This is a genomic window from Paracoccus mangrovi (assembly GCF_042648425.1).
Taxonomy (GTDB): Bacteria; Pseudomonadota; Alphaproteobacteria; order Rhodobacterales; family Rhodobacteraceae; genus Paracoccus; species Paracoccus mangrovi.
The window spans coordinates 191,446-203,930 of sequence record NZ_JBHRXJ010000001.1; the positions used below are offsets into that span (position 1 = coordinate 191,446).

Annotated in this window: 11 protein-coding genes; 4 read left to right on the top strand and 7 right to left on the bottom strand. The window is 64.3% G+C overall.

From position 1 onward, the window contains the following. Positions 1-11: 11 nt before the first annotated feature. The 5 genes from ACFOMH_RS00910 to ACFOMH_RS00930 all read right to left on the bottom strand — a co-directional run bounded on the left by ACFOMH_RS00910 (position 12) and on the right by ACFOMH_RS00930 (position 5,301). Positions 12-953, bottom strand: a complete 942-nt coding sequence (locus ACFOMH_RS00910; protein ID WP_377742016.1) for a sugar phosphate isomerase/epimerase family protein — start codon at positions 951-953, stop codon at positions 12-14. Between the two features lie 360 nt (positions 954-1,313). Continuing rightward, positions 1,314-2,135, bottom strand: a complete 822-nt coding sequence (locus ACFOMH_RS00915) for an ATP-binding cassette domain-containing protein (protein WP_377742018.1) — start codon at positions 2,133-2,135, stop codon at positions 1,314-1,316. Between the two features lie 14 nt (positions 2,136-2,149). After that, positions 2,150-3,145, bottom strand: coding sequence for an ABC transporter permease (locus tag ACFOMH_RS00920; protein ID WP_377742020.1), 996 nt, complete (start codon positions 3,143-3,145; stop codon positions 2,150-2,152). A gap of 105 nt (positions 3,146-3,250) precedes the next feature. Continuing rightward, positions 3,251-4,216 (bottom strand): substrate-binding domain-containing protein, encoded by a 966-nt coding sequence (locus tag ACFOMH_RS00925; protein ID WP_374424824.1) that lies wholly within the window; start codon positions 4,214-4,216, stop codon positions 3,251-3,253. A 125-nt stretch (positions 4,217-4,341) separates the two neighbouring features. Beyond that, on the bottom strand, positions 4,342-5,301 hold the full coding sequence (locus tag ACFOMH_RS00930; protein ID WP_377742022.1) for a sugar phosphate isomerase/epimerase family protein: 960 nt from the start codon (positions 5,299-5,301) through the stop codon (positions 4,342-4,344). Positions 5,302-5,503: 202 nt separating this feature from the next. Between ACFOMH_RS00930 and ACFOMH_RS00935 the strand changes: the two genes are divergently transcribed. From ACFOMH_RS00935 to iolG, 3 genes are all read left to right on the top strand, one after another. Further along, positions 5,504-6,538: a LacI family DNA-binding transcriptional regulator gene (locus ACFOMH_RS00935; protein ID WP_377742024.1), complete on the top strand. Its 1,035-nt coding sequence runs from the start codon at positions 5,504-5,506 to the stop codon at positions 6,536-6,538. 123 nt (positions 6,539-6,661) lie between these two features. Then, positions 6,662-7,678, top strand: coding sequence for a Gfo/Idh/MocA family protein (locus ACFOMH_RS00940; protein WP_377742026.1), 1,017 nt, complete (start codon positions 6,662-6,664; stop codon positions 7,676-7,678). A 1-nt stretch (position 7,679) separates the two neighbouring features. Continuing rightward, on the top strand, positions 7,680-8,669 hold the full coding sequence (gene iolG, locus ACFOMH_RS00945) for an inositol 2-dehydrogenase (RefSeq protein WP_377742028.1): 990 nt from the start codon (positions 7,680-7,682) through the stop codon (positions 8,667-8,669). A gap of 72 nt (positions 8,670-8,741) precedes the next feature. Here iolG and ACFOMH_RS00950 read toward each other — a convergent pair whose 3' ends face one another. Both ACFOMH_RS00950 and ACFOMH_RS00955 read right to left on the bottom strand, forming a co-directional pair. Continuing rightward, entirely contained in the window at positions 8,742-9,905 is a 1,164-nt protein-coding gene (locus tag ACFOMH_RS00950) for a Gfo/Idh/MocA family protein (RefSeq protein WP_377742030.1), read from the bottom strand. Positions 9,906-10,013: 108 nt separating this feature from the next. After that, on the bottom strand, positions 10,014-11,942 hold the full coding sequence (locus tag ACFOMH_RS00955) for a potassium transporter Kup (RefSeq protein ID WP_377742032.1): 1,929 nt from the start codon (positions 11,940-11,942) through the stop codon (positions 10,014-10,016). A 5-nt stretch (positions 11,943-11,947) separates the two neighbouring features. On the opposite strand from ACFOMH_RS00955, the gene ACFOMH_RS00960 reads away from it, so the two are divergent. After that, the gene (locus ACFOMH_RS00960; RefSeq protein ID WP_377742034.1) at positions 11,948-12,394 is read left to right on the top strand and encodes a hypothetical protein; all 447 of its coding nucleotides are present in this window, start codon (positions 11,948-11,950) and stop codon (positions 12,392-12,394) included. The last annotated feature ends 91 nt before the right edge of the window (positions 12,395-12,485 follow it).

Consider the following 12,485-nt stretch of genomic DNA (forward strand, 5'->3'; position numbering starts at 1 on the left):
CGCCCCTGCCCCTAACGGCTGATGGTCATCTGCAAGGCTGCGATCGATGAACGGATGCCCGCCTCGGTCGACATGGTGAAATCCTCCATCTCAAGGCTGACCCAATCGTCATAGCCCATCATCCTGACGACTGAGAAAAACTCTTTCCACCAGACCAGATCCTTGCCGGCGCCGACCGCGACATAGTTCCAGGTCCGGTTGGCCACATCCGTCACCTCGCGCAGTTCCCAAAGACCGTCCACATCGGCGCGGCCGCGTTCGATGCGCGTGTCCTTGCCATGGCAATGATGGATCGCATCGCCCAGCGCGCGGGCCGAATGGATCGGATCGGCGCCCATCCAGATCAGGTGGCTGGGATCAAGGTTCATGCCCACCATCGGGCCAACCTCGCGCCGCAGCCGGAACAGGGTTTCGGGGTTCCAGACCAGCATGGCCGAAAAATTCTCGAGCGCGTATTTTTCAACCCCCACCTCGCGCGCCAGCCGCACCAGATCGTGCCATAGCGGAAAGGCCCGGTCATCCCATTGGTAACGGTCGCGTTCGGGCATCTCGTCGGGCCAGCTTTTGGTATAGACCAGCCAGTTCGGGACCATGTCACCGGGCGCGGCCTCGGGCAGACCGGACATGGTGACGATCTTTGTCACCCCGATCTCGCCCGCCAGCCGGATGGTGTCGCGCATCTCGGCCAGATGGCGTTGGCCCATCGGCCCCGGATCAAGCGGATTGGCCGAACAGTTCAGCGCCGCGATGCCCAGCCCCCGCGCCTCGATTTCCCTGAGCTTGCGTTTGAGCAGCCCCCTGTCGGACAAAAGCTCATCGGCGCGGAAATGCGGCGCCCGCGACCAGCCGCCACCGGTCATCTCGACCCCCTCGACGCCAAGTTCGACACATCTGTCGAGCATCTCGGCAAAGGCCAGATCGCCCATGACATCGGTGCAAATGGAAAGCTTCATGATGCTGTCTTTCTGATGCGGTGAAGATCGGGCGCGCCGACGGACCGGCACCGCCCTTTCGGTCAAACACACGCCTTCGGTGCCGGCGCGGATATCGGGAGAGCGGTGGCTTCGCAGAAACCCGGCATCGCCCCGGCCCACCCCGCACCCGATAAAACAGCTGATCGGGCCACGAAGCCGACCAGACCGGCGAAGCCGCCGCCAACCATGCCCCGGCGCAGGGGCCGCGCAATCCTGTGTCCGCCGTTATACATCGGAAAGACACCTATCATGGCGCCGCAGGCGGCGGCTCGGACATCTGGTTCAGGGATATGGTTCGGGGATGTGGTTCAGGGGGCGGATGCGCGACCGCCCCCGGTCTCAGCCCGGCGACAGGGGCGGCGCGTGCCCGTCATGGCTGGCCGCGTAATCGTCGATCATCGCCTCAAGATCGGCCATCGCCTCACCCCCGGCCATCAGATCGGTGATTTCCTCGCGCGAGCGTTCGCCCTTGCGGAAATCGGCGGCCAGCGCACCCTTGATCAGCACGCCGAAATGATCGCCAACCGTCATCGCATGCATGACCTGATGGGTGATAAAGATCACCGCCAGACCGCGCCGCTTGGCCTCAAGCACGATGCGCAGCACATGGCTGGCCTGTTTGACGCCCAGCGCGGCGGTGGGTTCATCGAGGATCAGCACCCGCGCACCGAAATGGACCGCGCGCGCAATGGCCAGCGATTGCCTTTCGCCGCCCGACAGCCCACCGATCAGCCGGTCGCCATCGTCAATGCGGGTGATGCCGAAATCCTGGACCGCCTTGACCGCGATTTCATTGGCCTTTTTGCGGTCATAGCGTTTGAAGATGCCCCAGCCCCGTGTCGGCTCGACGCCCACGAAAAAGCTGCGCCCGATCGACATCAACGGGAAGGTGCCGCCGAACTGGTGGACGGTGGCGATGCCCATGTCCTGCGCCTGTTTGGGATTGGCGAATTCGATGGGCCGGCCATCGAATTTCACCGTGCCCGAGCTGGGCCTATAAACACCGGCCAGCGTCTTGATCAGCGTCGACTTGCCGGCGCCATTATCGCCCAGCAGGCACAGAACCTCGCCCGGATGGACGCGCAGGTTGATGCCATGCAGCACGTCGATGGGGCCAAAGGATTTGCAGACGTTTTCCAGTTCCAGAATGGGGGTCGACATGGTGGTTTCCTCCCTCATTTCTTCTTGGGGGTGTAGCTGAGCGCCATCTGCCGGAAGGTGTTGTTCATCAACACGGCCAGCAACAGCATGATCCCGATAATCAGCGACGACCAGTTGCGGTCGAAATCGGTGAAATAGATGCCCTGATTGACGATCGCAAAGGTGATGGTGCCGAAAAAGATGCCGATGACCGAACCGAACCCCCCGGTCAGCAGCACCCCCCCAACCACCACCGAAATGATGCAGTTGAAGATAAAGATCATCCCCCCCGACACCTGGGCCGAGTTGAACAGGATCGCCTGGCACATGCCCACAAAGGACGCGCTTGTCGCCGACAGCACGAACAGGATGATGGTCAGCCGGTCGGTCGGGATGCCGGCGTTGCGCGCGCTGACCTTGTCGCCGCCCATGGCGAAGAGCCAGTTCCCAAAGGGCGAATAATGCACGAAAAAGATATAGATCGCGGTGATCGCCAACCACCACAGGATGATGACCTGAAACGAATTGGCGATGAAATGGCCAAACAGGAACTTGCCCCATGGCGCCGCGTTCAGCGCGACCGAGGTGGTCCCGGTCATGAGGACCGAAAAGCCCAGCGTCAGCCCCTGCACCGCAAACAGCATGCCAAGCGTGACGATCAGCGACGGCACCGCCGTGCGCACGACAAGGATGCCGTTGACCAGCCCGACCACGACCCCCACGGCAAGCGATCCCAGAACCCCGACCCAAAGCGGCAGGTCGTAATGCCCCGACAGGATCGCCACCGTCATCGACCCCGCCGGGATCATCGCCCCGATCGAGATGTCGAGTTCCCCCGCGATCATCAAAAGCCCGATGGGCAGCGCGACGATCCCCAGATTGGCGGCCACGTTCAGCCAGCTGGCCGTGCCCGCCGGTTTCAGAAAATCGATCCCGCCAAAAATGACGAAAAAGACCAGGACAGCCAGCAGGCCCAGAAGCGCCCCCGCCTCGGGGCGGCGCAAAAGGTTGCCGAAAGAAAGATTGTTCATCACAAGATCCCTGTTTCTTGTTTTGCTGGTTCCGCCCGTCACCGATGGGTGGTCCGGGGACCGATCCGCACCATCCGCGCGGATCGGAGGCCGTATCGGGAGGCGCTAGCGTGCGCCCTTTTCGACACCCTGCATCGTCACCTCGACATTGCTGGCATCGACGATGGCCGGGCCGGTCAGGACCGGTTCGGTCGCCAGCCGGGTGCCAAAGTCGATCTCTGCGGCCAGCATGGTCGCGGCCAGAAAGGATTGCAGATAGGGCTGTTGGTCGATGGCCATCTTCTGGCTGCCATCCTTGATCCGCGACAGCACCGACGGGCTAAGGTCGAATGTTCCCAGCATCACCGGCCGCCCGGCCTGCTGGACCGCGATGGCCGCCGCATCTGATGCCCATGCCGCCCCGGTGATCACCGCGTCGATGGACGGATCCTTGAGCAGTTCGGCCTTGATCGCCTCGGATGTGGCGGTGGCGTCGGAATCGATATTGGCGGGCGTCGGCAGGCGCAGGACCTCGGCGCCATTGGCCTTGGCCCCCTCGGTCACGCCGTCGCAGCGGCTTTCCAGATTGACCGCGCCGGGCACATGGATGTGGCACAGGATCTTTTTGGCGCCGTTCTTTGCCATGTATTCGCCGCCCGCGACCCCGGCCACCCGATCATCGGCGCCGAAATAGTTGATGCCCTGAACCGCATCCTGATGTTCGGACCCGGAATTATAGATCATGATCTTGATGCCCTGGGACGCGGCCTGTTGCAGGGCGGGGATCTGGGCCTCGGGGACCCAGATCGGGGTGGCGATGCCGTCGACGCCCAGCCCGACGGCGGTATTGATCAGCCCGACCAGATCGGGACCGAAATTGTCGTAATTCTGGGTCGGCAGGTAATTCACCTTGCCGCCATTCGCCTCGATCACCAGCGTCGCCTGATCGACGCCCTTCTTGATCCGGTTGAAGAATTCATCATTGGCCGATCCGGCGATGACCGCGATATCGGCGGCCAGAACGCCGCCGGCGGACAGGGCCAGCGCGGCCGCCAGCGGCAGCGATTTCAGACAGGTTTTCACGAATGACATGGTCTTTCCTCCCTTTTTTGGTCGTCCGGCACGACCGCCCCCTGGGTGACCGGAACCTGGCCAGCATGCCCGGCATCGGGGGGCCGGGCACAGACGCGCGGTGATCGGATTCCATCAGCCCGCGTTCAGATCGCCTGCAATCTGAAATCCGAGGGTGCGACCGGCGCCACCTGCTGCAAAAGCCGGACCGAGCGTTCCAGCCCCTCAAGCGAATTCAACACGATGTCCTCGTGCTCGATCGACAGCCAGCCGTCATAGCCGCCCATCTTGAGCCGGTAACAGAACTGTCGCCACCAGGTTTCGTCATGCCCGATCCCCAGCGTGATATAGGACCAGGCCCGGGCCGGAATATCGGTCAGCCCGCCATTTTCCAAAAGGCCGGTCGTAGCCTGAACCGGCGTGTTCAAAAGCGTGTCCTTGGCATGGACGTGATGGACCGCACCCGCCAGCGCATCGGCCGCCATCAGCGGATCGGCCCCCATCCAGAACAGGTGGCTGGGGTCCAGATTGGCCCCGATCATCGGCCCGATGGCGGCGCGCAACCGCATCAGCGTCGGCACATTATAGACGCATTGATTGCCATGCAGCTCCAACGCGATGCGTTCGACACCCGAGGCCCGCGCAAGATCCGCGATTCCGGCCCAGAACGGGATCAGCACCTCGTTCCATTGATAATCCAGAATGGCGCGGGTTTCGGGCGGCCAGCTGGAAACGACCCAATTGGGCATCAGGTCGCCCGGCCGCCCCGCCGGCAGGCCGGACATGGTGCAGACGGTTTTCAGCCCCAGCTCGCCCGCGATGCGGATGGTGTCGCGCAGCCCCTCGGCCTGCTGCGGCTCGGTCGGGTGGGTGGGGTTGCCATTGGCGTTCAGCGCGATGATCTCAAGCCCGCGCGCGGCAACGGCCCCGGCAAAGGCGCGCCGCGCCGAGGCGCTGGATTTCATCGCCGCCATGTCGAAATGCGGCCCCGTGGACCAGCCGCAGGTATTCACCTCGACCCCCTCGACACCCAGCCGGGCAGCCTGATCCAGCATTTCGTCGAATGTCAGCCCGCCAAGGCTGTCCGACACGAACCCGATTTTCATCGCATGATCCCCCTTTGATGGCCCGATCCGATCCGCCATCCGATCTAGCCCGGGTGGGCGCCGCGGGCAGCGCCCGCGATGATTGCTTTCGATCAGGGGCCTGCCTATCGTGGCTAGCGTTTTCGTGGCCAGCGTTTTGGGGGGCGGAATTGGGCGCCGGACATGAGGACCGGAGTCGTGCGGCGGAATCGGGGGGCGAAAGATGTCGGGCAAAGTCACGCTGAAGGATGTGGCCGAACGCGCGGGCGTCGGCCCGGCCACGGTGGACCGGGTCATCAACGAGCGCGGCAATGTCTCGCAAGAGATCAGCCGCAAGGTGTTGCGCGCCGCGCGCGAGCTGGGGCTGCGGCGCATTCTGCCCCAGCGCCATCACCGCATGATCCGCATCGAGGTCGTGCTGGCGCGCCCGGAACTGCCGCTGATCGCGCGGATGCGGCACGAATTTCAGCAGCTGACGACGCTTCTGGATCCGTCGATCACCATCCATCGCACGATCCTGCGCGACGAGCGTCCCGAGACCATCGCCCAGGCGCTTGGCCGGACCGGCTGCGACGCGGTGATCGTCTATATGCCCGACGATCCCCTGACCCGGCAGGCGGTGGCGGCGCTTGAGGCGCGCGGCATTCCGGTGGTCACGCTGATTTCCGACGTGCCGCAATCGGCGCGGATCGCCTATGCCGGACCCGATCATTTCCAGTCCGGGCGCTCGGCCGGGTATTTCATCGCCCGGATGTCCCGCCGCCCCGGCCCGGTCGCGGTGCTGTGCAACACCCGTGGCCTGCAATCCCATGACGACCGCATCCGCGGGCTTGAGGCCTGTCTGACCGCTCAGGACGGGTTTTCCATCGGTGCCGTGGTCGAGGGGCGTGACGACCGCGACCGTTCGGAAAGCCGGCTGCGCCAGCTTTTCGCCAGCAATCGCGATATCGTCGCCGTCTATAATGTCGGCGCCGGCAATCTGGGCGTGGCGGCGGCGATCCGCGCCGATATCCTGCCAGAGCGGCCGGTATTCATCGGCCATGAGCTGACCCGTTTCAGCGCCGCCCTGCTGCGCGAAGGGATCATGTCCTTGACCATCGACCAATGCCCCGAATTGCAGGCGCGGCTGGCGGTCAATCATATCCTGCAACATCTGGACTTTGCCGATCTGGGCCCGGACGGGCCGCATTACGACACCAAACCCTTGCAGGCGGTGCTCTACGGCCCCGAAAACATCCCCGAAACCCCCGAGATCTGATAACGCCCCGCGCCCGCCCGGGGTGATGGTTTTCCATCAGCAAACGGCCTGTGACCGCCTTCCGCCCATGGCAGACATGCCCCACGCCCCTTGCCGGGCGGCCAATGGGATCGGAGAAAGCGCATGCAGGAATTCAGTCAGGTCAGGTGGGGCATTCTGGGCGCGGCCCGGATCGCCGATGGCGCGGTCATCCCGGGCATGATGAAAAGCCGCCATGCCACCGCACAGGCCATCGGGGCGCGCGACCTGACGCGCGCGCAGGACATGGCCGACCGCCACGGCATCGCCCGCGCCTATGACAGCTATGACGCGGTCCTGGCCGATCCGCAGGTCGAGGCGGTCTATATCGCGCTGCCCAATCACCTGCATGTCGAATGGGCGCGCCGCGCGGCCGATGCCGGCAAGCATGTGCTGATCGAAAAGCCCGGCGCGATGCGGGCCGCCGATTACACGGCGCTTGACGGCATCGACCCCGCGCTGCGGATATCCGAGGCTTTCATGGTCCGTCAGCAGCCGCGCTGGATCCGCCTGCGCGAAATCCTGCGCCAGGGGCATTACGGCGCGCCGATGACGTTTTCGTCGCTTTTGTCCTTTATGATGACCAATGACGGCGATTTCCGGCAAAGGCCGGAATGGGGCGGCGGCGCCTATTACGATCTGGGCTGCTATACCGCGATGGCCGCGCGCTATGTCTTTGACGGCGAACCGCAACGGGTGCTGGCGGTGATGGACCGCAACGGCGCCGGCATCGACATGTTCACATCCGTCATCATGGATTTCGGCGCCGGCCGGCAAGCCAGCTTCATGGTATCGCTGGCCCAGGCGTCGTCGCAGTCGATCCAGATCGTCTGCGAACGCGGCTTCATCACCCTGCCCCAGGCCTATGTGCCCTCGCGCAGCCAGCCGAACCTGATCCTGATCGACACATCCGCCGATCACGCCAATTCCCGGATCACCACCTTGGAATTCCCGGCGCTGGATCAATACGAGGAAGAGGTGACGAATTTCTCGCGCGTGATCCGCGGCGACGCGGAGGCGCCCTATTTCGACCTTGCCGATGCCCGCGCCAATGCGGCCGTCTGCGATGCGGTCTTTGCCTCGGCCGCGAGCGGCGGCTGGGCCAGCGTGAAAGGAGCCTGAAATGACTGTCAAACTTGCCCTGATCGGCGCCGGGCGGATCGCCAATGTCCATGCCGGCGCGATCGCCGCCCATCCCGGCGCCACGCTGGTCGCGGTGACCGACGCCCAGCCCAAGGCCGCCGAGGCGCTGGCCGCGCGCAGCGGCGCGGCCGTGATGGCCCCGGCGGATATCGCGGCCGCCCCCGGCATCGACGGCGTGCTGATCTGTACGCCCACCGACACCCATGCCGATCTGATCGAGACCTTCGCCCGCGCCGGCAAGCATGTCTTTTGCGAAAAGCCCGTCGATCTGGACATCGACCGCGCCCGACAGGTGGTGGCCATCGCAGGCGATGCCGGGATCAAGCTGATGCTGGGCTTCAACCGCCGGTTCGATCCGAATTTCGCCGCCGCCCGCCGCGCCATCGACCAGGGCCGGATCGGCGCGGTCGAAATGGTCACCATCACCTCGCGCGATCCGGGCGCGCCCGATATCGGCTATGCCGCGCGTTCGGGCGGGATCTTTCGTGACATGACGATCCACGATCTGGATATGGCGCGCTTTCTTCTGGGCGAAGAGCCGGTCGCGGTCTCGGCCCATGCCTCGGTGCTGGTGGAACCGGCGCTGCGCGAGATCGGCGACCATGACAGCGTCACCGTCATTCTGGAAACCGCCAGCGGCAAACAGGCCGTGATCACCAATTCGCGCCGCGCCAGCTATGGCTATGACCAGCGGATCGAGGTGCATGGCGCGCTTGGCGTGGCCAGCGTCGGCAACCATCTGGAAAACCAGCTCAGCATCGGGCTAGCGGATGGATATCATACGGCGCCGCTGATGAATTTCTTCATGACGCGCTATACCGCCTCATACGCAGCCGAGATCGCCGAATTCGTGGCCTGTATCGCCGAAGGGCGCGCGCCTTCGGTCACCGGCGCGGACGGGGTGGCGGCGCTGCGGCTGGCCAATGCCTGTGTGGAATCGGTCGCGCGCAAGGCCCGGGTGGCGGTCTGATCCGCGCCGCGTCCGAACCGCAAAAGGGCGCCGCGCGGCGCCCTTTTTTCCGATTCCGTTTTTATGGCCCCGTCAATCCTGCCAGGCGACGGGAACGGGTGCATTGACCACGCTGGCCCGCTGGATCGCATCCAGCACCTGGGCCGCGCGATAGCCGTCCTCGATCGAGCCGTTTTCCAGCGCCCGCCCGGCGGCGATGGCGGCCAGAAAGTCATGGATCATATAACCGAACACCTCGGCATAGCCGACCGACACCAGATCATGCGGCACCGGCGCCAGCGCGCCGACCGCCGGCGATGACGGGCGGTTCGGATAGCGCGTAAAATTCGAGGGCTGGCCGGGCGCGAACAGGGCCAATTCGTAAAATGACGGGGTCTCGGTGGAAAACCGCGCCGTACCCTTGGTGCCGTGCAATTCGACCGCCAGCCGGTTCCCGGCCCCGACCGCGACCCGGCTGGCCGAGACGAAACCTTGCGCGCCATTCGCGAACCGCACCAGCCCCGACATCACATCGTCATTGTCCACGACAGCCGTCTGATCGGACAGCGCGACATGGCCGTGGCCGGTCACCGCCCCCATGGGCAGATGCCGCGCCGGGATCGAGATGGTCGAGACCGCGCCCACCACCTCGGCCACATCGCCGAACATAAAGCGCAGCATGTCGACGGCATGGGTGCCCAGATCCAACAAGGCCCCCGGCCCCGCCCTGTCGAATTCATAGCGCCATGAATGCGGCAGCATCGGATCGGCGGCGTAATCGCATTGAAACAGGACCGAAATCTGCACCGGCCGGCCCAGATCGCCCGCATCCATGCGCGACCTGATCTCGGCCAGCGCCGGGATGCGGCGATAATTGAAGACCGTCCCCGACACGCAGGCGGCCTTGTCCGCCGCATCGCGCACCGGGCGCGCCTGATCCGCCGACAGCGCCAGCGGCTTTTCACAGAGCACATGCTTGCCGGCCGCAAGCGCCGCCAGCGTCACCTCGGTATGCAGGAAATTCGGCAGACAGACGGACAGGATATGGATTTCGGGATCGGCGATTACCTGACGCCAATCGTCGGTGACCCGCTGAAAGCCATATTTCTCGGCCAGATCGCGCGCCTGCGCAGGGTTCATGTCACAGACGCTGTGCAGAACCGCGCCGCCAAGGCGATGCGCGAACTGGCGATAGGCGGCGGCATGCGCCCCCCCGATCATCCCCGCCCCGATCACCGCGATTCCCTGCTGCGCCATTGCCAAACCCTTTCCTGTGCTGGACCCTTGGCCGGCACAATAGGATGCGGCGATGCGCAATGCCGCGCGGGCGGTGATGGTTTTGCATCACCGCCCGCGCAGATTTCGCTAAAGCGAGATACGGGCCCCGATCTCGACCACGCGGTCGCGCGGCAGGTGATAGAACTCGCTCGGATCGGCGGCAAAGCGGTTCAGCGCGATGTAAAGCCGGTCCAGAAGCCGCGCGACACCGTTGCGCGTGCCCAGAACCAGCTTGCGCCGGCCCAGAAAGAACGAGGTCGTCATGACATCGAAGGTCAGGCCGGATTTGCGCGCCAGAACGATGGCGCGGCTGACATTCGGCGTCTCCATGAAACCAAAGCGCACGGTCAGCCGGGCGAAGCGGTCATTGATGGGCTTGTATTCGATGCGATCCTCGGGGCGGACACGGGGCACGCGCATCGTCTCAAGCGTGAGCACCACGTTCTTGGCATGCAGCACGCGGTTATGCTTGAGGTTGTGCAGCAAGGCCTGCGGCACCGCCGCGGGGTCCGAACTCAGAAAGAAGGCCGTGCCCGGCACCGCATAGGTCGAGCTGGTGACCTTGGATTCGGCGAAACCGTCCAGCGCGATCATCTGGCGATGCGCGGCCTCGACCGCGTGCTGGGTGCCGCGCCACCATGTGAACATGATGATCGCAAGGCTCAGCGACACCAGCACCGGAACGAAACCGCCGTCGAAGAACTTGGTCATGTTCGACAGAAAGAACGTGCCCTCCATCGTCAGGAACGGCAGCGCGACCAAAAGCGTGACCCCCAGCGGCCAGCGCCAGCCCTTATGGGCATAGATGATGGCCAGACAGGCATCGACCAGCATCGCCCCCGTCACCGCGATCCCGTAAGCCGAGGCCAGCGATTCCGAGGTGCGAAAGCTCATCACAAAGGCCAGCACACCTGCCAGCAGCATCCAGTTCACCGCCGGGATATAGATCTGGCCGCTATGGGATGACGAGGTGTGGATGATCGACAGGCGCGGCAACAGGCCAAGCTGGATCGCGGCGCGGGTCATCGAATAGGCGCCGGTGATGACGGCCTGACTGGCGATGACGGTGGCCAGCGTCGCCAGCGCGACCAGCCCCGGCAGCGCCCAGGCCGGCACCAGATGAAAGAACGGGTTCACCAGCGCGGCCGGGTCATGCAGCACCAGCACCCCCTGTCCCAGATAGTTCAGGATCAGCGCCGGAAAAACCAGCGCGAACCATGCCACACGGATCGGCGCACGGCCGAAATGGCCCAGATCGGCATAAAGCGCCTCGGCCCCGGTCACGGCCAGAAAGATGGCGCCCATGACGAAAAAGGCCGCAACCCCGTGGCTGGCCAGAAAGCTGATGCCGTAAACCGGGTTGAAGGCGGCCAGAACGCCCGGATCGCGCAAAAGCTGGACCGCGCCGGTCGCGCCCATGGTCAGAAACCAAAGCGCCATGATCGGCCCAAAGGCGACCGCGATGGCCTGGGTGCCGTGGCGTTGAACCAGAAACAGCGCCAAAAGGATGCCGATGGTGATCGGCAGCACATAGGGTTTGAAGCGCGGGGTGACCAGTTCGATCCCCTCGACCGCCGACAGGACCGACACCGCCGGGGTGATCAGCGCATCCCCCATGAACAGCGCGGCGCCGGCAATGCCGAGCCCCAGCACCCAAAAGGACCGCCGCCCCATCGCCTGACGCGCCAGCGTGTAAAGCGCCAGAATCCCGCCCTCGCCATGGTTGTCGGCGCGCAGCAAGAAGATGACATATTTGATGGTGACGATCATGATGACCGTCCAGATCAGGATCGACACGACCCCCAGCACCTCGGCCCGTTCCAGCCCGTCGCCCGAAACCGGGCGCAGCGCCTCGCGCATGGCATAAAGCGGGCTGGTGCCGATATCGCCATAAACAACGCCGATCGCGCCCAGAGTCAGCGCCGCAAGGCCCTGCTTGACCTCATGGGTGCTGTCCTCGGAAAGCGATATGTCGTTATCCGCCCCCGACAAAAGGGGTGAGTCCGAATTCGACATTTCAGATGAACTCCACCGGGCGGCGGGTGGCAGCCGTGCCGGACATGGTCAATTGCGCAAGAAGCCGTTTTGGCACTCATACGCTCCGATTTTACGCCCCGGCTGGCAGACCGGCGGCTTCCCAGGTTTTGATGCCGCAAAGCAGAATCAGCATCAAAGTGCAGGGCAAATATTGCGCGATGGTTGCTGGACGCAAGTGTTCAGATGACTTCCGCGTGAGCGACGCCCCGCCACAAGGGCATTTGGCCCAGCATATGCAGGGTTCGGCCCGTCATCTGGTGGCTGCGCGCCGGCGGAATTGCGCCGCCATGCACGCGCAACGGGCAGGCACGCCATCCGCGACGGGTATGCCATGGCGGGACGAGGCCAAGCGTTTTGCGTGCATGGCGGCCAAAGCGGACAGGCCAACCACAGGGGTCGCATTCAGAAAATACCTGAATAATCAGATTTAACAAATTGAAATGCAAATGTTTAGGTCATGAAATGCTGTCAGGATACCGGCCTGCCCGGTTGCCCGGACAGGCCATCATGTCATGCGCCAGC